The 20,963-nt window shown below is 63.2% G+C and carries 22 protein-coding genes and 1 riboswitch; of the genes, 14 read left to right on the top strand and 8 right to left on the bottom strand.

Annotated elements, in window-relative coordinates; all coding sequences use genetic code 11:
• Positions 1-2: 2 nt before the first annotated feature.
• Positions 3-1,232: an acyl-CoA dehydrogenase gene (locus HMPREF3173_RS02100; RefSeq protein ID WP_043211633.1), complete on the bottom strand. Its 1,230-nt coding sequence runs from the start codon at positions 1,230-1,232 to the stop codon at positions 3-5.
• Positions 1,233-1,371: 139 nt separating this feature from the next.
• Here HMPREF3173_RS02100 and HMPREF3173_RS02095 point away from each other — a divergent pair, with 139 nt between their 5' ends.
• The 3 genes from HMPREF3173_RS02095 to HMPREF3173_RS02085 all read left to right on the top strand — a co-directional run bounded on the left by HMPREF3173_RS02095 (position 1,372) and on the right by HMPREF3173_RS02085 (position 5,245).
• The gene (locus HMPREF3173_RS02095; protein ID WP_070571345.1) at positions 1,372-2,298 is read left to right on the top strand and encodes a LysR family transcriptional regulator; all 927 of its coding nucleotides are present in this window, start codon (positions 1,372-1,374) and stop codon (positions 2,296-2,298) included.
• 185 nt (positions 2,299-2,483) lie between these two features.
• Complete coding sequence (locus HMPREF3173_RS02090; protein ID WP_070571344.1) at positions 2,484-3,638, top strand: cysteine desulfurase family protein; 1,155 nt, start codon at positions 2,484-2,486, stop codon at positions 3,636-3,638.
• A gap of 146 nt (positions 3,639-3,784) precedes the next feature.
• Entirely contained in the window at positions 3,785-5,245 is a 1,461-nt protein-coding gene (locus tag HMPREF3173_RS02085) for an MFS transporter (protein WP_139146801.1), read from the top strand.
• A 9-nt stretch (positions 5,246-5,254) separates the two neighbouring features.
• Here the strand turns inward: HMPREF3173_RS02085 and nfsB are convergent, their stop codons facing one another.
• Positions 5,255-5,908: an oxygen-insensitive NAD(P)H nitroreductase gene (gene nfsB, locus HMPREF3173_RS02080; protein WP_070571404.1), complete on the bottom strand. Its 654-nt coding sequence runs from the start codon at positions 5,906-5,908 to the stop codon at positions 5,255-5,257.
• Positions 5,909-6,010: 102 nt separating this feature from the next.
• Here nfsB and HMPREF3173_RS02075 point away from each other — a divergent pair, with 102 nt between their 5' ends.
• Positions 6,011-6,907, top strand: coding sequence for a LysR family transcriptional regulator (locus HMPREF3173_RS02075; protein WP_070571342.1), 897 nt, complete (start codon positions 6,011-6,013; stop codon positions 6,905-6,907).
• Positions 6,908-6,964: 57 nt separating this feature from the next.
• On the opposite strand, the gene HMPREF3173_RS02070 is transcribed toward HMPREF3173_RS02075, so the two are convergent.
• Both HMPREF3173_RS02070 and thpR read right to left on the bottom strand, forming a co-directional pair.
• A complete protein-coding gene (locus HMPREF3173_RS02070) occupies positions 6,965-8,164 on the bottom strand; it encodes a sugar transporter (RefSeq protein ID WP_070571403.1) in 1,200 nt (399 codons plus the stop codon).
• 148 nt (positions 8,165-8,312) lie between these two features.
• Positions 8,313-8,858 carry an RNA 2',3'-cyclic phosphodiesterase gene (gene thpR, locus HMPREF3173_RS02065; protein ID WP_070571341.1) on the bottom strand — a complete coding sequence of 182 codons (546 nt, stop codon included), beginning with the start codon at positions 8,856-8,858 and terminating at the stop codon, positions 8,313-8,315.
• Between the two features lie 170 nt (positions 8,859-9,028).
• On the opposite strand from thpR, the gene lpxO reads away from it, so the two are divergent.
• The 5 genes from lpxO (at position 9,029) to HMPREF3173_RS02040 (ending at position 14,822) form a co-directional block, all read left to right on the top strand.
• Positions 9,029-9,928 carry a lipid A hydroxylase LpxO gene (gene lpxO / locus HMPREF3173_RS02060; RefSeq protein ID WP_043211619.1) on the top strand — a complete coding sequence of 300 codons (900 nt, stop codon included), beginning with the start codon at positions 9,029-9,031 and terminating at the stop codon, positions 9,926-9,928.
• Between the two features lie 107 nt (positions 9,929-10,035).
• Complete coding sequence (locus HMPREF3173_RS02055) at positions 10,036-10,380, top strand: carboxymuconolactone decarboxylase family protein (protein ID WP_070571340.1); 345 nt, start codon at positions 10,036-10,038, stop codon at positions 10,378-10,380.
• A gap of 76 nt (positions 10,381-10,456) precedes the next feature.
• A complete protein-coding gene (locus tag HMPREF3173_RS02050) occupies positions 10,457-11,026 on the top strand; it encodes a GNAT family N-acetyltransferase (RefSeq protein WP_070571339.1) in 570 nt (189 codons plus the stop codon).
• Between the two features lie 47 nt (positions 11,027-11,073).
• Positions 11,074-11,279: riboswitch (cobalamin riboswitch) on the top strand.
• Positions 11,280-11,393: 114 nt separating this feature from the next.
• On the top strand, positions 11,394-13,520 hold the full coding sequence (locus HMPREF3173_RS02045) for a TonB-dependent receptor (protein ID WP_070571338.1): 2,127 nt from the start codon (positions 11,394-11,396) through the stop codon (positions 13,518-13,520).
• A gap of 81 nt (positions 13,521-13,601) precedes the next feature.
• Positions 13,602-14,822: a glycosyltransferase gene (locus HMPREF3173_RS02040; protein WP_070571337.1), complete on the top strand. Its 1,221-nt coding sequence runs from the start codon at positions 13,602-13,604 to the stop codon at positions 14,820-14,822.
• 43 nt (positions 14,823-14,865) lie between these two features.
• On the opposite strand, the gene cobF is transcribed toward HMPREF3173_RS02040, so the two are convergent.
• Positions 14,866-15,615 carry a precorrin-6A synthase (deacetylating) gene (gene cobF, locus HMPREF3173_RS02035; protein WP_070571336.1) on the bottom strand — a complete coding sequence of 250 codons (750 nt, stop codon included), beginning with the start codon at positions 15,613-15,615 and terminating at the stop codon, positions 14,866-14,868.
• Positions 15,616-15,676: 61 nt separating this feature from the next.
• Positions 15,677-16,966, bottom strand: a complete 1,290-nt coding sequence (locus tag HMPREF3173_RS02030; protein WP_070571335.1) for an OprD family porin — start codon at positions 16,964-16,966, stop codon at positions 15,677-15,679.
• 358 nt (positions 16,967-17,324) lie between these two features.
• On the opposite strand from HMPREF3173_RS02030, the gene HMPREF3173_RS02025 reads away from it, so the two are divergent.
• The 3 genes from HMPREF3173_RS02025 (at position 17,325) to HMPREF3173_RS02015 (ending at position 18,782) form a co-directional block, all read left to right on the top strand.
• Entirely contained in the window at positions 17,325-17,687 is a 363-nt protein-coding gene (locus tag HMPREF3173_RS02025) for a histone-like nucleoid-structuring protein, MvaT/MvaU family (RefSeq protein ID WP_043211606.1), read from the top strand.
• Positions 17,688-17,911: 224 nt separating this feature from the next.
• Complete coding sequence (gene gloA, locus HMPREF3173_RS02020) at positions 17,912-18,433, top strand: lactoylglutathione lyase (protein WP_070571334.1); 522 nt, start codon at positions 17,912-17,914, stop codon at positions 18,431-18,433.
• A 100-nt stretch (positions 18,434-18,533) separates the two neighbouring features.
• Positions 18,534-18,782 carry a hypothetical protein gene (locus HMPREF3173_RS02015; RefSeq protein WP_070571333.1) on the top strand — a complete coding sequence of 83 codons (249 nt, stop codon included), beginning with the start codon at positions 18,534-18,536 and terminating at the stop codon, positions 18,780-18,782.
• 107 nt (positions 18,783-18,889) lie between these two features.
• On the opposite strand, the gene HMPREF3173_RS02010 is transcribed toward HMPREF3173_RS02015, so the two are convergent.
• Positions 18,890-19,711 (bottom strand): shikimate 5-dehydrogenase, encoded by an 822-nt coding sequence (locus tag HMPREF3173_RS02010; RefSeq protein ID WP_043211601.1) that lies wholly within the window; start codon positions 19,709-19,711, stop codon positions 18,890-18,892.
• Positions 19,712-19,873: 162 nt separating this feature from the next.
• Between HMPREF3173_RS02010 and HMPREF3173_RS02005 the strand changes: the two genes are divergently transcribed.
• The gene (locus tag HMPREF3173_RS02005) at positions 19,874-20,056 is read left to right on the top strand and encodes a hypothetical protein (RefSeq protein WP_043211600.1); all 183 of its coding nucleotides are present in this window, start codon (positions 19,874-19,876) and stop codon (positions 20,054-20,056) included.
• Positions 20,057-20,182: 126 nt separating this feature from the next.
• Here HMPREF3173_RS02005 and HMPREF3173_RS02000 read toward each other — a convergent pair whose 3' ends face one another.
• Complete coding sequence (locus HMPREF3173_RS02000) at positions 20,183-20,542, bottom strand: DUF6713 family protein (protein ID WP_070571332.1); 360 nt, start codon at positions 20,540-20,542, stop codon at positions 20,183-20,185.
• A 218-nt stretch (positions 20,543-20,760) separates the two neighbouring features.
• On the opposite strand from HMPREF3173_RS02000, the gene HMPREF3173_RS24785 reads away from it, so the two are divergent.
• Positions 20,761-20,963 (top strand): SOS response-associated peptidase family protein (locus tag HMPREF3173_RS24785; protein ID WP_256543754.1); only part of this gene is annotated, 203 nt, incomplete at its 3' end.

Here is a 20,963-nt window from a genome sequence, read left to right as displayed (position 1 = left end):
GTTCAGTGACCGCTACGCAGTAGCTCCTTGGGCACATGCTTGCCGATCTCGTACTTGCCCACCGCTGCCCGATGCACTTCGTCCGGCCCGTCGGCCAGGCGCAGGGTGCGCTGCATGGCGTACATGTAGGCCAGCGGGAAGTCGCCACTGACACCGGCCCCGCCGTGGATCTGGATCGCCCGGTCGATCACCTTCAACGCCACGTTCGGCGCCACCACCTTGATCTGGGCGATCTCGCTGCGCGCGACCTTGTTACCGACGGTGTCCATCATGTAGGCGGCCTTGAGGGTCAGCAGCCGCGCCATGTCGATCTCCATGCGCGAATCGGCGATCTTGTCGACATTGCCCCCCAACCGAGCCAGCGGTCTGCCGAACGCCGTGCGCTCGACGGCGCGCTTGCACATCAGCTCCAGGGCCCGCTCGGCCATGCCGATCGAGCGCATGCAGTGGTGGATGCGCCCAGGGCCCAGGCGACCCTGGGCGATCTCGAAGCCACGGCCCTCGCCCAGGATCACATTCTCATAGGGCACCCGTACGTTCTCGAACAGCACCTCGGCATGGCCATGGGGCGCATCGTCGTAACCGAACACCGGCAACGGGCGGACGATCTTCACACCCGGCGTGTCGGTAGGCACCAAGATCATCGAGTGCTGCTGATGACGCGGCCCTTGCGGGTCGGACAAGCCCATGAAGATCATCACTTTGCAGCGCGGGTCGCAGGCACCTGAGGTCCACCACTTGCGCCCGTTGATCACCCACTGGTCACCTTCGCGCACGGCCGTGGCGGCCATATTGGTGGCGTCGGAGGACGCAACGTCCGGCTCGGTCATGGCGAACGCCGAACGGATCTCGCCGCGCAGCAACGGCTCCAGCCATTGGCGCTTTTGCGCCTCGCTGCCATAGCGCACCAGCACCTCCATATTGCCGGTATCGGGCGCCGAGCAATTGAACGGTTCCGGCCCCAGCAGCGAGCGCCCCATGATCTCGGCCAGGGGGGCGTATTCGAGGTTGGACAGGCCTGCACCGTACTCCGACTCGGGTAAGAAGAGGTTCCACAGGCCCTCGGCGCGGGCCTTGGCCTTGAGTTCTTCCATGATCGCGGTGGGCTGCCAGCGATCGCCCTCGGCGACCTGGCGTTCGAACACCGGCTCCGCTGGATAGACATAGGCGTCCATGAATGCAGTGACACGCTCACGCAATGCCTGGACCTTGGGCGAATAGGCGAAATCCATCAGGGCTACCTTCACAGGCTTGAGAACATGAGCCAGAGCCTAGAGCACCGAGGCGCTATCCACCTAGTCTATTTTCCGCGTGTATTAACATTCATAAGCAATATATGATCGGCCGATAATTCCTATAAAGAGCAGCGCCATGAACCTCAGCAAGGTCGACCTCAACCTGTTCATCGTCTTCGATGCCATCTACACCGAAGCCAACCTGACCCGTGCCGGGCAGATCGTCGGCATTACCCAGCCTGCCGTGTCCAACGCCCTCTCGCGCCTGCGCGAAACCTTCAACGACCCGCTGTTCGTGCGCACGGCCCAAGGCATGGTGCCCACGCCAATGGCGCAGAACATCATCGGCCCGGTGCGCAACGCCCTGGCCTTGCTGCGCACCTCGGTGCAGGAAAGCCGTACCTTCAACCCGCAGCTGGCCAACAAGACCTTCCGCATCAGCATGACCGACCTCACCGAGGCGGTGATCCTGCCGCCGTTGTTCCAGCGCCTGCGGCGCCTGGCCCCGGCGCTGGTGATCGAAAGTTTCCTGTGCAAACGGCGCGAGACCACCAAGGAACTGGCCGCCGGTCACCTGGATTTCGCCGTGGACGCCCCGCTGAACATCGACCCGCAGGTGCGCCACGTCAAGCTCATGCAAGATCGCTTCGTTTGCGCAATGCGCCCCGGCCACCCATTGACCGAAGGCAAGCTCACGCTCGACAGCTACCTTGCCCTGACCCACATCCACATCTCCAGCCGCCGCAACGGCCTGGGCTATGTGGACCTGGCCCTGGGCAAGATGGGCCTGCAGCGCAAGATCGCCCTGCGCTCACAGCATTACTTGATGGCTTCGCAGGTATTGCAACAGACCGACATGGTGATGACCGTCCCCGAGCGCTTCGCCCGCCGCCATCAATTGCGCCACTTGCCGCTGCCGGTCGAAGTGCCGCCGCTGGAAACCCACTTGTACTGGCACGAAAGCACCGACCAGGACCCGGCCAACCGCTGGATGCGCGAGCAGATCATCGACTTGTGCGAGCGGGTGACGATGGAAGAAGAAAAGCAGCCTCTCTCGGCCTGAAGCCCTGCCCGCAAGGCCACCTGCCCGGTACTTGGAGAAATTTTTCCTACACGAATCGACTCCGGAGAAAAATTGATCCTCAAGCCAGAGCACAATCGGCCAACAAGGCAAAAAGCATCTCCGCCCGCTGGGTACGATGGGACATCGATCGCCACTTCACGGCAACTTGCACGGACCCGCCCATCATGCCCAGCGCCCCCCTCTACTTCGACTACGCCGCCACCACTCCTGTCGATGCCCGCGTCATCGAGGCCATGATCACCTGCCTTGGCCACCAAGCGCATTTCGGCAACCCAGCATCCAGCGGCCATGCCTATGGCCAGGCCGCCCGCGAGCTCGTGGAACAGGCTCGCCGCCAGGTAGCCGAGCGCGTAGGCGCAGACCCGACCGACCTGGTCTGGACCTCCGGCGCCACCGAATCCAACAATCTGGCGCTCAAGGGCATTGCCCAAGGCGTCGGCCAACCAGGCCACCTGATTACCAGCGAACTGGAGCACAAAGCGGTGCTCGATACCGTGGCCGAGCTCGAACGTCTCGGTTGGGCGGTCACGCGCCTGGCACCGGATGCACGCGGCCTGATCCACCCCCAGGCAGTGCAGGCGGCGCTTCGCAACGACACCCGCCTGGTGTCGCTGATGGCGGTGAACAATGAACTGGGCACCCTTACCGATTTCGCCGCCATCGGCGAACACGTGCGCGCCCATGGGGCCCTGTTGCACGTGGATGCCGCCCAGGCAGTAGGCAAGGTCGCCCTCGACCTCGCGCGTCAGGCAGTCGATCTGATGTCGTTCTCGGCGCATAAGGTCTATGGACCCAAGGGTATCGGCGCACTGTACGTCGGCGCGCGCGCACGCCCGGTGCTGCGCGCCCAGATGCACGGCGGCGGCCATGAGCGCGGCCTGCGCTCGGGCACCCTGGCGACCCATCAGATCGTCGGCATGGGCAGCGCCTTCGCCCTTGCCGGCGGGCCCGGCGACAGCGAACACCAACGCATCGCCCAGCTCAGCGAACGCCTGCGCCGTGGCCTGCTCGCACTGCCCGGGGTGAGCCTCAATGGCTGCCCGCAACAACGCATTCCCCATACCTTGAACCTGTCCATCGACGCCAAGGGGTTCAACAGCGCGGCATTGGCCAGCGAGCTGGCCCTGTCCTCGACTTCGGCGTGCAACTCGGCGAGCAATGCCGCTTCCCACGTCCTGCTGAGCCTGGGTCTGGACGAAGCCCAGGCACGCAACAGCGTGCGGATCAGCCTTGGGCGCTTCACCTGCGAGGCCGAGGTGGACAAGGCCATCGAGGTGTTCGGGCGGGTGGTGAACGCTGCATCTGTCGCCCTGTGGTGACAGTCCCGACCTGTTCGCGGGTAAACCCGCTCCCAAAGGCACAGCGGACCAGGTGGGGCGAGTTTATCCGCGAACTGAAATGAACTCCGCCCCCTGAAAAGGGCTCCACTGCCAGGCACACACCGCCAGCCTCGGAGCCCCTCCTGGTGACCCAACGCTCGCCCTGCTCTTCGACCGGGCGCCTTTACCATACCGATATTCCCGCCCGTCTCGACCGCCTGCCCTGGACCCGCTTCCATACACTGCTGGTGATGGCGCTGGGCATCACCTGGTTGCTGGACGGGCTGGAGGTCACCCTGGCAGGCTCGGTGTCAGGAGCCCTCAAAGACAGCCCGGCGTTGCACATGAGCAACACCGATATCGGTCTGGCTGGCGCCGCCTACATCGCCGGCGCCGTGCTCGGAGCCCTGCTCTTCGGCTGGCTGACCGACCGCCTGGGCCGGCGCAGGCTGTTCTTCGTCACCCTGGCGCTGTACATCGGCGCTACAGCGGCCACGGCGTTTTCGTGGAACCTGGCAAGTTTCCTACTGTTCCGGTTTCTCACCGGGGCCGGCATCGGCGGCGAGTACACCGCCATCAACTCGACCATCCAGGAGTTCACCCCCGGGCGCTATCGCGGCTGGGTAGACCTGGTGATCAACGGCACCTTCTGGCTGGGGGCTGCCTTGGGTGCGATCGGCGCGGTGATTCTGCTCGATCCGGCCTGGATCGGCGGCGATCTGGGCTGGCGACTGTGCTTCGGTATTGGTGCGCTGCTGGGCCTGGCGATTCTGCTGATGCGCCTATGGATCCCGGAGAGCCCGCGCTGGTTGATGGTCCACGGCCAACCCGAGCGCGCCGAACGCATCGTCAGCGACATCGAACATCAGCTGCACGGATGCGGCGCCGTACTGCCATCCATCGACACCCCGCCCTTGCGCCTGCGCACACGCGACCACACGCCCTTGGGCGAGGTCATGCACAGCCTGTTCGTCGTCCATCGGCGCCGGGCCTTGGTCGGCCTGACGTTGCTCAGTGCCCAGGCGTTCTTCTACAACGCGATTTTCTTCACCTATGCACTGGTGCTCACCGATTTCTATGGCGTGCCGTCCGAGCGTATCGGCTGGTACGTGCTGCCGTTCGCCCTGGGCAATTTCTGCGGGCCGTTGCTGCTGGGGCGACTGTTCGATGTGCTGGGCCGGCGAGTGATGATCAGCACCACTTATCTGGTATCCGGTGTGCTGCTGGCCATCAGCGGGTATGGGTTCGAGCAAGGCCTGCTCGATGTCACGGAGCAAACGGCGGCCTGGATGGTGATTTTCTTTTTCGCCTCCGCCGCCGCCAGCTCCGCCTATCTCACCGTGTCCGAGACCTTTCCCCTGGAAATCCGTGCCTTGGCCATCGCCGTGTTCTATGCCTTCGGCACCGGGCTGGGCGGTTTGATCGGACCTGCGTTGTTCGGTGCATTGATCGAGACTGGCGAGCGCATCAACGTGCTGTACGGCTACCTGATCGGCGCCAGCCTGATGATCATCGCCGCGCTGGTGCAAGCACGCTGGGGCATCGCCGCCGAACGCCGCGCGCTGGAGCATGTGGCCAGGCCCCTGTCACAGGAGCCTGACGACTAGCCCCTCGGCTCAGAGGAAGGTGAACACCGTGGAAGCCGGCAGTCGCGACTTGTTGAGCCCAGCATTGAAGTCCTGCTCGCTGCGATAGCCCAGGACGAGCACCACCACACTGGTGAAACCCTGCTCGCGCAGGCCCAGTTCCGCATCCAGCACCTTGCTGTCGAACCCTTCGATAGGCGTTGCGTCCAGGCCATGGGCAGCGGCGCCGAGCAACGCGGTGCCCAAGGCCAGGTAGGTCTGCTTCTCCATCCAGTGCTGCAGATCCTTCTGGTCGAAGCGGTGCAGATTCACATAGCCACGTCGGCTGGCATCTTGCCCGGCACGGGCCTGCTCGTCGCGGAATCGTCCATCGGCCTGTTCCTGCTCGAGCAAGGCATTCAGGTGCGCTTCGGTCATGTCGGTGCGGGTGCAGAACACGATCACATGGGAGGCGTCGAGGATTTTTGGCGAGTTGTAGGCAAAACGCCCATCAGCGGCCTTCGCCAGGCGCGCCTTGCCCTCGGCGCTGTCGGCGACGACGAAGTGCCAGGGCTGCGAGTTGACCGACGACGGGCTGTGGCGCAATTGTTCGAGCAGCGCATCGACAGTGGCCTGGGGAATGCGGCGAGCGGCATCGTAGGCTTTGGTGGTGTAGCGGCGCTTGGCCAGGGCAACGGTATCCATCATGACAACTCCTCAAGAGAACGGATGTGTCGCGCATCTTATCTTTCCCGTTAAAAAGAAAAACCCGCACAATGCAGCAACACTTTCATCGCTGGAGTGAAAATGCTGCGTCTTACCGATCTCGAACTGTTCGTGCGTAGCAGCGCCTTGGGCAGCTTCACCGCCGCCGCCCATGAAGCGGGTCTGCTGCCGGGACAAGTGGCGGCAGCGATCAAGCGCCTGGAGCGCGAGCTGGATGTGCGCCTGTTCGCCCGAACCACCCGCAGCCTGCGCCTGACCGCCGAGGGCGAGCTGTACCTGCCCACCGCCCAGAGCGTGCTGGACACCCTGCGCCAAGGGCGCGACAACCTGCACGGCGCCCACAGCAGCCTGCGTGGCGTGCTGCAGGTGTCGGCGCCTTCGGACCTTGGGCGCAACATCCTGCTGCCCTGGCTCAGTGCGTTTCGCCGCGAACACCCAGAACTGAGCCTGCGGTTCTTTCTCTCCGACCAGGTCGCCGACTTTTCCCGCGATCCGGTGGATGTGGCTATTCGCTACGGCCTGAACGCCGAGGCCAACTACATTGCCCTGCCCCTGGCGCCCTGGAACCGTCGGGTACTGGTGGCCTCTCCTGACTACCTGGCCCGCCACGGCCGTCCGCGCACGCCCGAGGAGCTCCAGCAGCATGCCTGCCTGCTCTACTTGCAACTGGGGCGGGTCTACGACAAATGGCGCCTGGGCAGCCGCACCGTGCAGGTACGCGGCCCACTGTTCAGCGATGATGCCGACGTGGTCCGGCGCTGGGCCCTGGAGGGTGAAGGGATCGTCTACAAGTCCTGGCTGGATGTGAGTGCCAACGTGGCGGCGGGCGAGCTGGAAATCCTGATGCCCGAACACCCCGGCGAGCTCACACCCGTGACCCTGGTGTGCCCCCACCGCAAGCAATTGTCGCCTGCGGTTTCGCAGTTGCATCTATGGCTACGCGAGCGCTTCGCGGCGTTACAGCCCGACGACCATTGATGCGATCAGCCTGCTCAGCTCCGTCTGCTTCGCCGCCGGATTCAAGAGCGCCTGCGTCTACTTGCCTAACGCCTGACGAAACCGCGCCGTACTCGCCGCCGCCAGCACCAGACCCACCACCGCGACGCTGCCACCGACCACGCCGATGTACGCCACATCCAGTTGGCTGCTGACGATACTGCCCAGCAGGGCACCACCGCCGATGCCGATGTTGTAGATCCCCGAGAACAGCGCCATGGCCACATCGGTGGCGTCCGACGCCAGCTTCAGCGTCTTCGATTGCAACGACAGGCTGAAGCTCAGGATCGCCACGCCCCAGACCATGCTCAAGGCCGCGAACACATAGAAATTGCCCGACAGCGGCAGCAACAGCAGCAGGCACGCGGCCAGGGATGCGATGGCCGCCACCAGGAACCCATGGGGGAAGCGGTCGCTGTAGCGGCTGAACAGCAGCGACCCGAACACCCCGGCCCCGCCGAACAGCAGCAGCAACAGCGTCGTGCGCTCGCCGCCGATCTGCGCCACGTGCAAGGCAAACGGCTCGATGTAGCTGTAGGCAGTGAACTGCGCGGTGATCACCAGCGTCACCAGCAGGTAGGTGATCACCAGTGCCGGGCGTTTGAACAGGATCGGCAGGCTGCGCAGGGAACCGGAGTTCTGGCTCGGCAGCAGCGGCAGCGACTTCACCAGGCACAGCAGGGTGGCCAACGCCACACCGGCGATGCTGAGGAAGGTCACCCGCCAGCCCAAAGCCTCGCCCACCACGCGTCCCAGCGGAATGCCCATGACCATGGCCAAGGTGGTCCCGGTGGCCAACAGGCCCAGGGCCTTGGCCTGCTGGCCTGGGGGGGCCACGCGCACCGCCAGCGACGCGGTGATGGCCCAGAACACCGCATGGGATAGGGCGATGCCGATACGGCTGACCAGCAGCATGGCGAAGCTCTGGGATAGCCACGACAACAGGTGGCTGACGATGAACACCAAAAAGACGAACAACAGCAGGCGCCGACGCTCGATGTTGCGGGTGATCAGCATCATGGGCAACGAGGCCAGCGCCACGACCCAGGCATAGATGGTCAGCATCAGACCGACCTGGGCGGTGCTCATGTCAAAGCTGTGGCCAATGTCGCTGAGCAGCGCCACCGGTACGAACTCGGTGGTATTGAAGATGAAGGCCGCCAGCGCCAGGGCGATGACACTGAGCCAGCTGCCGCTTTGCGCGGTGGTGGGCAAGACGCTTGGAGTAGGTCCGTTCATGGATGGGTTGTTGATCTCCGCAGGCAAGACGAAAAGCCACACGCCACGTGCCGATGCTGGCCAGTGCCGTGCGGTTTGTTATTGAAAGGAATGCTCGGCATGGTACGCGTCAAGCCCCTGTCTCACAACCATGAAGCATGTGCTGGCCTCAGCCTTCCAAAGGCCACTCGGCCAGTGGCCAATAGGCGCCCTTGCGCGACTCGTAGAGCACGAACGAGCGCGCGGCAAGGAAAAACTCCGGCGCCGTGGGAGACTCCGGCACCTGGGCGCGAAAATCGCGGGACAGCGTCAGGTGTGGCCGGTACTCGCGGGTCTGCTCGGCGACGCCCAACGGCAAGGCCGCCTGTTGCAGGGCGTAGACCAACTGGCGCAAGGCCGGAGGCGTCTGCTGGGGCTCAAGGACCAAGACACTGGCGCGATGCCACACCTGCAGACGATCCAGCACCAGACGTATCGGCGCCTCTGGACGCTTGAGCTGATCCACGGCGGCGCACAGGGCGGGCACCTGGGCAACATCCACATCGCCCAAAAACAACAATGTCAGGTGAAAGTTCTGCGCCGGCACCGGCTTGCCACTGCGCAGCGCCAGCGCGCGCCGCCATTGGGCAATGGCGCGGCGCTGGGCATCGCTGACCGTCAGGGCGAAGAACAGGCGCTTGAAGGGCTGGCCCTTGTCGCGTTCGACGAATGCCATTGGTCATTCCCTCCTGGAAAAGGTCTAGGCCGGGGCACACGGCACGAACGGGGCTTATCGTACGAATGTCTGCCTGGCAATGTGAGATTAATTCTATAAAGCCGACGCATGATTGTTTATGCTGGCGGGCTCAAGCCACGAAGCATGGCCATCTTGACAAGCAGCCGTCCATGAAAATTGCATTAGTACTTCTATTCGTCCTCTCGATCGCCTATGTCCACCTGCGCGGTCGGGTTCGCCATAAGTTGACCCGCCAGCTGGGCGATCACTCCAGTTTCCTGGCGCCGGTCAACGCCTTCCTTTACCTGTTCTCCAAACACCCGGCCAAGCCCTACTTGCCGGTGGAGGCCTTCCCTGAGCTGCAACCGCTCAAGGACCACTGGCAGGAAATCCGCGAAGAAGCCCAGCAGTTACTGCACGTCGGCGAGATCAAGAAATCCGACAACTATGACGATGTCGGTTTCAACTCGTTCTTCAAGACCGGCTGGAAGCGCTTCTACCTGAAGTGGTACGGCGAGAGCCATCCTTCTGCGATGAAGCTGTGCCCCCGCACCACCGAGCTGCTGCAGGGTATCGGCACGGTCAAGGCCGCCATGTTCGCCACCCTGCCGCCAGGCGCCAAGCTCGTGCGTCACCGCGATCCGTATGCCGGCTCCTATCGCTACCACCTGGGCCTGGACACGCCGAACGACGACGGCTGCTACATCGATGTGGATGGCGAAAAGTACGCTTGGCGCGACGGCGAAGCGGTGGTGTTCGACGAGACTTACATCCACTACGCCGCCAACACCACCGAGCACAATCGCATCATTCTGTTCTGCGACGTCGAGCGCCCGCTCAAGTACCGCTGGGCGACCGCCTTCAACCGCTGGTTCAGCCGCAACGTCATGGCCGCCGCCGCCGCGCCCAACGACGCCAATGACAAGACCGGCGGCATCAATCGCCTGTTCACCCGTATCTACAAGATCCGCGAGCGCGGCAAAGCGCTGAAAAAGCGCAACCGCACCCGCTACTACCTGGAAAAGTGGGCGGTGGTCGCAGCCTTGGTGCTGTTCTTCATCTACATCTGAAACGCCAATGGGCCGCTTCGCGGCCCATCGCGACACAAGCCCGTCCCTCGCGGAAAACTTCGACTAGCCTGAAAGCTCCACTCCGCAACCTTCCCAAGGTGAAGACGATGAGCATGATGGACTGGGACGCCTACCGTAAGCAGTTGATGGCCGGCATCGGCGATCTCAAGCAGTTGTCTCCGGACACCGTGGCCGGCTACATGACCGCCAGCGGCGCCGGTGCCAAGACCAACCACCTCGATGCCAAGACCCGCGAGCTGATTTCCCTCGCCGTCGCCGTGACCACCCGTTGCGACGGCTGCATCGCCGTGCACTCCCAACAGGCGGTCAAGCACGGCGCCACCCGTGAAGAGATCGCCGAGGCACTCGGCGTGGCCGTGGCGATGAACGCCGGCGCCGCGCTGGTCTATTCGGCCCGCGCCATGGACGCCGTGGGCAAAGCCGGCAGTTGAACCCGACCGGCGTCGTCGCCCTTGCGCGGCGGCGCCAAGCCACCCAGACTTGGCGGTCCAGCCCGCAGGAGCCGCCATGATCCAGATCCGCCCCATGACCCCGGAAGACTTCGACCGTTTCTGGCCGACCTTCCAGGCCATCGTCCAGGCCCGCCAGACCTACGCCTTCGACCCCGAACTGACCTTCGAGCAGGCCCGCCAGCTGTGGCTGGATCTGCCCCTGCGCACCCTGGTGGCCGAGCAGGACGGCGAGTTGCTGGGGTCCTACTACCTCAAGGCCAACGCCGCCGGCCCTGGCAGCCATGTGGGCAACTGCGGCTACATGGTCAGCGAGGCCGCTCGTGGCCGTGGCGTGGCCCGATTGATGTGCGAACACTCACAGAAGCTGGCCCGCCAGGAAGGTTTCCTGGCGCTGCAGTTCAACTCGGTGGTGGCTACCAACGAAGTGGCGGTGGCGCTGTGGCACAAGCTCGGCTTCGAGACCGTCGGCCGGCTGCCCAAGGCGTACCGCCATGCCCAACTGGGGTTGGTGGACTGCCTGGTGATGTACAAATGGCTGGCGGACGAGCCGGTGGTGGAAAAGCCCGCACTGCTGATCGGGCGCAAGAATATCGAGGCGCGGGTCTCGCGCCGACGCGGTCGCTGAGCCCTCGCCTTTCCCCCGCGCATTGACTGCCCACCCGATCGATGGTCAGATGCGTGCCAGTTTCAGGTGTCCTGCGCCGCCGCGCGCAGGGTGAAACGGGAAGCCGGTGAGTCGTCCCTACGACAAGTCCGGCGCTGCCCCCGCAACGGTAAGCGAGCGAATCCTTCGACAGACCACTGTGCGCCTGCATGGGAAGGTGAAGGCTTCATGACCCTCGCAAGCCCGGAGACCGGCCTGGAACTTAACATTGGCAAACCCGCGGTGGGCGGGCGCAGGCCGGTCTTCGCGCACGCCCCTTGCGTGCGCGTTCGCTTGTCTTTGCGTTGTTTCCACCGGGATCCATTCATTCCTGCAGCAGTGGAACGACATGTCCCGTACCTACACGCTTCATACCTTGGCGGCCTGCCTGGCCGTTGCCCTCCCGGCAGTGGCCGATGAACAGCACAATCCCGTGCTGGCCCTGCCTTCGACGACCATCACCGATACCCACGACGCGCCGGCCATCGATCTGGCCACCCCGACCGATGCCGGATCGCGCCTGAACCTGAGTGCCCTGCAAACCCCAGCCAGCACCAGCACCCTCAGCGCCGAACAGATCGAGCGGCGCAACAACCTCACCGTTCAGGACGCCGTGACCCGCTCGCCAGGCATCAGCTTCACCGGCAGCCCCGGCGACGGCGGCACCGGCCTCTCGGCGCGGGGCTTCGAAGGCCATAGCTCGGTGATGACCCTGTTCGACGGCTCGCGTCTGTATAGCGGCGCCGGTACGCTGACCTTCCCGGTCGATCCGTGGATGGTCGAGCGCATCGACATCCTCCGCGGGCCCGCCTCGGTCCTGTATGGCGAAGGCGCCACCGGGGCGGTGGTGAACGTGATTCCGAAAAAACCTTTCGCCGGCGACGTCCACAACCGGCTGCGCTTGGGCTACGGGTCCTGGGACCGTCAACAGCTCGGCCTGGACAGCGGCGGCAGCCTGAGCGAGCGTCTGAGCTACCGGATGACGGTCAACCAGCAGGCCGGCAACGGCTGGGTCGACCGTACCGACTCGCGCAGCCTGGCCTTGAGCGCCGCGCTGCGTTTCGACGCCACCGATGACCTGAGCTTCACCCTGGCCCACGAGCGCGGCGATGCAGAACCTGCCAATTACTACGGCACGCCGCTGATCGACGGGCATTACCGCAGCAGTCTGCGCAAGAAGAACTACAACATCCAAAACGACGTCCAGCGCTACCACGACGAATGGACCCGGCTGAACACCGACTGGACCCTCAGCGATAGCGTGTCGGCCAGCAACCAGCTGTACTACATCAAAAGCCGCCGGCATTGGCGCAATGCCGAAACCTATGCCTGGAATGGTGATCAAGACCGGCTGGAGCGCGGCAGTTTCCTGGAGATCAAGCACAACCAAGAGCAGATCGGCGACCGCCAGAGCTTGACCTTCGACCACGATCTGTTTGGCCTGGCCAGCACGACGCTGGTCGGCGCCGAATACAACAAGATCCGCTTCAACGTCGACAGCAACGCGCCCTACGACGATGGCATCACGGACCCGCTCGACCCTTGGCATCCTGCCCCTGGCAGGTTCCATAGCCTGTCGCCGACACGCCCCCAGACGTTGTCCACCACTCACACCTTTGCCCTGTTCGCCGAGAACCGCACCGAGCTGACCGAACGCCTGTCGTTGGTGACTGGTCTCCGCCGCGACCAGAATCACATCGAGCGTAACGATCTGGTCAACGACACCCGCAGCGAGCGCAGCCTGCCAGGCGGAAACTGGCGCGCCGGACTGGTGTTCGCCGTCAACGACGACTTGTCGCTGTACGGGCAATACTCGACCAGCGAGGATGGCGTAGGCGATTTGTTGACCCTGCGCCCGGAGCAACGCTACGACCTGACCGAAGCCAAGCAGACCGAGCTGGGCCTCAAGCAACGGTTCTGGGAGGGCCGTGGCGAGTGGACGCTGGCGGCCTACCACATCGTCAAGAAGAAACTGCTGGTTGCCGACCCCGTGAATCACGGCGTACAGCAAGCGGGCCAACAGACCTCCGATGGCCTGGAGGCGACGGTGGAACTGGCCTTGGCCAACCAGTGGCAGGTCTCGGCCAATGCTGCAGTGGTGCGCGCCAAGTTCGATGACTACCTCGAGAACACCGGCAGCGGCGTGGTGGATCGCGCTGGCAACAGACCGGGCAACGTGCCAAGGCGCACAGCCAACCTGTGGCTGAGCAAGGGGTTTGGCCAACAGGTCGATGCCGGCCTGGGTGTGCGTTACGTGGACCAGCGCTACGACAGCGCGGTCAATGAGAACAGCGTACCTGGCTATACGGTGGTCGATGCCAATCTGGGCTGGCAGGTGTTGCCGGATGTGCGCCTGGGCTTGCAAGTGAACAACCTGTTCGACCGTGAGTACGCGGCGTCCTACGTCTATACCAGCGACCAGTGGCTGTTGGGGGCACCGCGCTCGTACTTTGCGACGGTGGATTACACCTTCTAAAGGCTGGCATGGGGCTGCGTTGCGGCCCCATGCCCCCGGACATGATTAAATAGCGCCTTTTCCAGCCCAAGGCCCTCCTCCATGCTCCACGTCCTGGTCATCGGCCAAGCCTGGCCCGAACCACGTTCCTCCGCCGTCGGCGGTCACATGATGCAGATCCTCGAGAGTTTTCTCGCCCGCAGCTGGCGCATCACCTTTGCCAGCACCACCGAGCCTGCCGAGCACAAGGCCGACCTCAGCGCCCTGGGCATCACCGAGCTGGCCCTCGCCGGCGACCACGCAAGCATTGCCCACCTTCTCACCGAACAGGCGCCGGACCTGGTGCTGTTCGACCGATTCGAAATGGAAGAGCAATTCGGCACCATCGTGGCCCGGCACTGCCCCAACGCCCTGCGCGTGCTGGAAACCTCAGACCTGCAAAGCCTGCGCGAGGCCCGCCACCAATTGCTGCGTCGGCGACTGATCGAAGGCTTGGACCCCAACGACTTCCGCGCCCTGTTCAACACCAGCGGCCCCGAGCTGTTCCGCCAGATGGCGCCGAGCGCGCTGGCCCAGCGTGAGCTGGCCGCGATCTACCGCTGCGACCTGTCGCTGATCATCTCGGACGTGGAAACGGACCTGCTGGTCAACGGCTTTGGTGTGCCGGACTACCTGCTACACTGGTGTCCGCTGATGCTCGACCCTGCGGCCCAGACGTTGCGCCCCTTCGCCGAGCGCGAGCACATCGTGACCATCGGCAACTTCCGCCATGCACCCAACTGGGACGCGGTGCTGTGGATGAAGCACAACCTCTGGCCGATGATCCGCCGCCACTTGCCCGGAGCCCAATTGCACATCTACGGCGCCTACGCCTCGCCCAAGGCCCTGGCATTGCACAACCCAGACGAAGGTTTCCACCTGCTCGGCTGGGCCGAGGATGCCTTGCAGGTGATGAGCAACGCACGCCTGTGTTTGGCGCCGCTGCGCTTTGGCGCCGGGATCAAGGGCAAGCTGGCCGACGCCATGCTCTGTGGTACCCCCAGCGTCACCACCCCCATCGGCGCCGAGGCCATGCACGGCGCCCTGCCCTGGCCTGGCGCCGTCGCCGGGACCGCCGAGGCACTGGCGAAAGCCTGCGTGCGGCTCTACAGCGACCAAGCGGCGTGGCAACAAGCCCAGGCGGCCTGCGCCCCCCTGCTCAAGACCCGCTACGACCGCAACCGCCACGCCTGGGCCCTGACCGAGCGGATCGAGCACAGCCTGGCGCATCTGGATGAACAGCGTCTGTACAACTTCACTGGGGCCATGTTGCGTCGGCGTTGAAACCGGGGACGCAAAGCGACCCCGATTCCCGATCTGTCCCACCTCAGCATTCGCGCCGCAGCAAGTAGGTATCCATGATCCATCCCTTGCGTCGCCGCAATCGCTCCCGCGACTCGAGAATCTGTGCCTTGACCTCTTGCAGCGGCCCAGCGACCAGCACCTCATCCTTGGTCCCCAGGTAGGCGCCCCAATAAATCATCAGGTGTGCATCCTCCAATGCAGCGAAGGCGCACTGCCCATCGAGCATCACCACCACGTTGTCGATGAGTGTCTGCTCGGCCAGGCGCCGGCCCGGCAGAACAGTCAGAGGCTCGCCGATACGATTGAGGGGAATCTGATGGCGCGCGGCCAGGGCCTGCACGCTGCTGATGCCGGGGATGACCTCCAGCATCAAGGCCATGCCCTGTTGGCGAACAAGGTCGAGCACACGCAACGTGCTGTCGTACAACCCCGGCTCGCCCCAGAGCAGGAAGGCGCCGACATCGTCAGGGCCCAGCTCGTCCTGCAGCCACTGGCCATACAAGGCCGCGCGCTGGCGATGCCAGTGCTGCACCGCGCCGAGATAATCCAGTGCCTGGCTATCGCGCCGCGGGTCGCTCAATTGCACCAGGCGATAACCGCCTTGTGGCACGTAGCGCGCCAGGATGTCCCTGCGCAACTGCACCAGTTCATCCTTGTCGTCGCCTTTGTCGAGGACGAAGAACACCGTGGCGCGCCGCAGCGCATCCACCGCTTCATAGGTGATCTGGCGTGGGTCGCCCGGACCGATGCCTATCAGCAGCACACGTTTCATCGCCCTGTCCTCCTGCCAACCAGCCGCCATTGTCGAGCGGCCGGCGGCATTTGGCAAAACGCTAGAGGATCGAGAAGTTGTAGCTCACGATCACCCGCGTCTCGTCCATGTCCCGCGCCCATTTTTCATAGTTGCTGCGGTAGGTGGAGTTACGCAGGCGCACGCTCACGTCCTTGAAGGTGCCGCTCTGCACTTGGTACTTGAGCTCGGTATCGCGCTCCCACTCTTTGCCTTCGGCGCTGCTGCCGGGAACCTTGATATGGTCGCCGTTGATGTAGCGAGTGAAGAATGTCAGGCCCGGTACGCCAAGGGCCTTGAAGTCGTAGTCATAACGCAGTTGCCAGGAGCGCTCTTGAGCGGCGGCAAAGTCATTGACCTGGGCGTAGTTGACCAAGTAAGGGTTGCTGCCATCCAGATACGGCATGGCGCTCTGGCCATACATGCGCTGCCAGCCGGCGCTGATCTTGTGCCCACCCAGGCTGTAACCGAGCATCCCGCTGAAGGCACGGTGGTCGATTTCACCCGCGCGGGCGTTGCCGATATCGTCGCTCTTGATCAGGCGCAGGTCGGCCGACAGGCTGCCCACCGCCAGGGGCTGGCTGGCCACCAGGCCCAGGAACTGCTGGCGATAGATGTTCTCCAGGCGCGACACCTGGTACTGGCCACTGAGGCGATCATTGAAACGGTAGTCAAGGCCGGCCAGGTCGAAGTGGTCGGCCTCGATGTTGCAGGCATAGCGCTTGTTCTTGCAGTGAACGCGGATGTCCTGGCGGTCGGTGGAGTCCCGAGCGGTGTACTGGTTCAGGCGAGCCAAGGTGAACTTCAGGTCACGCACTTCTTCGGAGGTAAGCATCGCGCCATGGAACATCGTTGGCAGCAGACGGCCATCGTTGTACTTGAGCAGCGGCATATCCGGCATCATCGATCCGTAGCGCAGCACGGTGTCGGACACCTTGACCTTGCCGGCCAGGCCAAGCTTGGCGTACTGATCGGCCGAACCGCGCGGGTCATGGCCCGACGAGGGCAGCAAGCCACTGTTGCTATCGGCCGGGCTGGAATCGAGCTTGAAGCCGACCATTCCCAGTGCATCGACACCAAACCCCACCGGTCCCTGGGTATAACCGGACTGCACATTCAGAATGAAACCCTGAGCCGTTTCTTCGCGTTTGGATGCGCCTTGACTTGAACTGCTGTGGCCATCACGGAAATCCCGGTTGAAGTAGACAGTGCGCGCTTCGACCTTGGCGCTGCTGTCTTCAAGAAAACCGGCGGCCTGGGCATGGGCACCGACACACAGGAACAACAAGCCGGTAAAACGGCGCCCGGGGGCTGGGGAAAACGGGGGAAACATGCGAAAGAAACATCCAGGAAGAAGGCGAAAAACGATCCGGGGCAGCATTGCCCCCGGCACTACGGAACAGCCGACAAACACGACGGCCATCATCTTGAATTATCGTGCAACCGCTCTAGCATGAGCCATTGGACGATAGTCTAAGCACCTCTGAAGAGCAGTTTGCAACGCGCTGCGAATAAGGCGCGAAAAACTAACAAAGTTCCGCGATTACTTATAAAAAGTTTGCGGTTTACCCAGTAGAGGTCGACGACTACAATCGATATCAGCGAACAGCTGTACCCATCCCCGTGGCCGGCGTTTATTGCTTCTTGTATGTTCGTCACGCCCTGCCACGACACTTACAGGAGTGATGACAGTGTCCAGACTTGCAGAGTTTCGTGCTGCCGAAAAAGCTCTCCAGGAACAAATGGCGCAACTGGAGGCGATGAAAAAGGACGCCGGCCTAAAACGCGAAATCGAATTCGAGCAGAAACTAGTCGGCCTGATGAAAAGCTATGACAAGAGCCTGCGCGACATCGTCGCCATCCTCGACCCGAAGGCAGTGACCAAGGCACCGACCACGGCGCCCAAGCAGCAGCGCCGCCCCCGTGTGGTGAAGGTGTACGAGAACCCGCACACCGGCGAGCTGATCGAGACCAAAGGTGGCAACCACCGCGGGTTGAAGGCCTGGAAAGAGCAGTACGGCGCCAAGACAGTGGAAAGTTGGGTACGCCCATGAAACATCAACACCCACTTCACACTTTTTTCACATCGACACGCGCAGTATCGAACCAGCTAAAGGACTAGCGACCCCATCACGCGCCCGCACATGCGGGCCTCTAATTCCAGCGCCCTGCACTCGTGCAGGGCGCTTTCGTTTGCGCTCACGCCTCACTGCCGTATCATGGCTCACCTGTCTTTCCCGCTGGGGCCTTGTGTCCCGGCCTCTCTTCTGGAGTACCCATGAGCCTGCACGATCTGCACGCCCTGCCAGGCGTCACCGCCACACCGGATGCCGCCACCGCCAACTTCGTCTTCAACCACACCATGCTGCGGGTCAAGGACATCGAAAAGTCGCTGGACTTCTACACCCGCGTGCTGGGCTTCAGCCTGGTGGACAAGCGCGACTTCCCTGAAGCCGCCTTCAGCTTGTACTTCCTGGCACTGGTCGATCCGGCACAGATCCCGGCCGATGACGCCGAGCGTCACCAGTGGATGAAGTCGATCCCCGGCGTTCTAGAGCTGACCCACAACCACGGCACCGAGAACGATCCCGAGTTCGCCTATCACGATGGCAACACCGACCCGCGCGGTTTTGGCCACATCTGCATCTCGGTGCCGGATGTACGCGCCGCCTGCGAGCGTTTCGAAGCCCTGGAAGTGCCCTTCCAGAAGCGCCTGTCGGACGGCCGCATGAAGCACCTGGCCTTCATCAAGGACCCGGACGGTTACTGGGTCGAAGTGATCCAGCCGACCACGTTCTAAGCCTCGCCCGCCAGGGCACGCTCGTCGGGCCGGGAACTCCCGGCCCCTCGCTGTGGTATATGGAATAAACCGTTTCCAAGCCACAGCGAGGTAAAGGACGATGCAAACCCTTCACTGTGAATACCGCGACCACACCATCACCGCGAGCGTCATGACCCACCCTGGGTCGCCGCTGCCGTTCGCTGCCGGCTGCCTGATCACCGATCCCCAAGGACACACCAGCCGCCGCCTGTCGCTGCCGATGAAGATGGCCTTCCTGTCCGACCTGGAGAACGCCCAGCACGCCGCGCTGGCCCATGGCCGCTGGCTGGTCGATCAACAGCTCGACGGTGACCGCCAGGTGTTCTGACGGTTCGAAGGCTGCTGCACCGATGGGAGCGGGTTTATCCGCCAAACGTCGACTGATCCACTACCGCTTTCGCGGGCAAAATCCGCTCCCACAACGTCTGCACGGCCCTAAGCCTGCCGCGCATACTCCACCGCCGCCGCCACCTGCGCGTCCGTCGGACGTACGCCGGTATACAGCACGAACTGCTCCAGCGCCTGCAACGCGATCACCTCCAACCCAGTTATCACGGGCTTGCCCAGCGCCTCGGCATGGCGGATCAACGGCGTGCGCGCCGGCATCGCGACCACATCGAACACTTGCTGCGCTGCAGCGATGGCATCCGGGCTAAATGCCAATTCCTCTGCCTCGGGCCCACCGGCCATGCCGATTGGCGTCACGTTCACCAGCATCGGCGGGCACAGGTCGCCCAGCTGTGGCAGCCAGCGATAACCGCACACATCCGCCAGTTGCCGCCCGGCCTGCTCGTTGCGCGCCACGATGATGCCTTCGGCGAATCCGGCATCGCGCAAGGCACTGGCCACCGCCTTGGCCATGCCACCGCTGCCGCGCAGGGCGAACGCAGTGCTGGGGTCGACCTGATGGCGTTGGAGCAATTGACGCACCGCCAGGTAATCGGTGTTGTAAGCCTTCAAATACCCGCCTTCGTTGACCAGGGTATTGACCGACTCGATAGCCGCCGCCGAAGGATCGATTTCATCGACCAGGGCCATGCACGCTTCCTTGTAAGGCATCGACACACCACAACCACGAATGCCCAGGGCGCGGATCCCTGCGACCGCGGCGGGCAGATCTTGGGTGGTCATGGCCTTGTAGTAGTAGTCCAGCCCCAACTGCCGGTAGAGGTGGTTGTGAAAGCGTACCCCGAACGTGCCGGGGCGCCCGGCCAGGGAAATGCACAACACGGTGTCTCTGCTCGGTGGAATCGTCATTGCCCCGCTCTCCTAGGCTGAATCGTTTACGTAGCGTAACAGAGGGACTGCCTCGCACCCGAGTTAACGTTGATATAACTGATTAGCACTATTGAGGAAGTTGATTTCAAGCCGCGCCGGATGCCCGATAAGGTAGCCCCATGTCACACAGGAGGTTCTCAAATGGCCACTATCCAGATCATGTCCGTCATCGGCAGCGCCGTCCCGGCCACCTTGCGTGAACAAGGATTACTGGCCTGCTGGTACCTGATCCGCAATGGCGAGACCGTCAGCGGTCCGCTGACCTCCCGTGCCACCGCCCAGGCCCTTGCCGAGCGTTTGCAGGCCGCAAGCCTGCTGGCTTGACCGAATTTGTTGTGCGTTGCTCCCAAGCCCCTATTGCCCGCCTCCTTGGCGGGCTTTTTTTGCCTGTTCGAGCCACATCCTGTGTGGGGTTTCCCGCGAAAACGCCAGGGAGGCAAGCGCCGGCCTTCATTGCAATGCGGATCGTATTCTGGCCATCAGCCATATAGCGCTGGCCAAACACAGAATGAGAATGCAGATCGAAGCAGGCAGGTGAAACTGATGAAAGCCAGCCAAGCCGAAACCGGTATGGATAAGGACCGTCAGCAGGCCCAGGCCGGCACACACTTTAGCGAAGACCATGGCGTTGGCCGTACCCAGCAAAACATTTCGATAGCCAACCAGCAATACGGGGATTGCCAAGCTATTGAACAGCAAAAAGCCCTGCACCCCGCCAGGCAGGAAAAACATCTCCCATTCCTGCCAGTACGCGGCATCTATCTGATGAAGGATGAGCGCAAGCATCGTGACAAAATAGCTTCTTTCCATTTAAGCAATCCCTTCAAGCCAGTGAGGATCATCCCTGCGTAAAGCGTTGGCGATGATAGGAGCTGCGACGACGAAACGCTAATTCACCCACTGCGGTGCCCGTAAAGCATAGGCCTGACCAGGACGGCTAAACCCTTGACCCGCGAAGACAGCGAGGCGAGAGATCGGGCAGGTTGAGCAGAAGGCTATGCTTATTGCCTAACCGGGAGGGAAGTCAGATGTGCGGAAGGCTCAGCCAGTACCGTGGCATACACGACTTCGTCGACACGCTGAGCATGCCTGGGGTTTGGCGCAACACCATTGGCGACCAAGCCATGGAGTGCTACAACGTGGCGCCCAGCTCGCAGGTAGCCGTGCTGCGAATGGATGACGCAGGCCTGCGGGCGGATCTGGTGAGGTGGGGATGGCGGCCGCACTGGGC

Source organism: Pseudomonas sp. HMSC08G10 (genome assembly GCF_001808425.1).
Lineage (GTDB): Bacteria > Pseudomonadota > Gammaproteobacteria > Pseudomonadales > Pseudomonadaceae > Aquipseudomonas > Aquipseudomonas guariconensis.
This window is presented reverse-complemented; position numbering and strand designations above follow the sequence as displayed.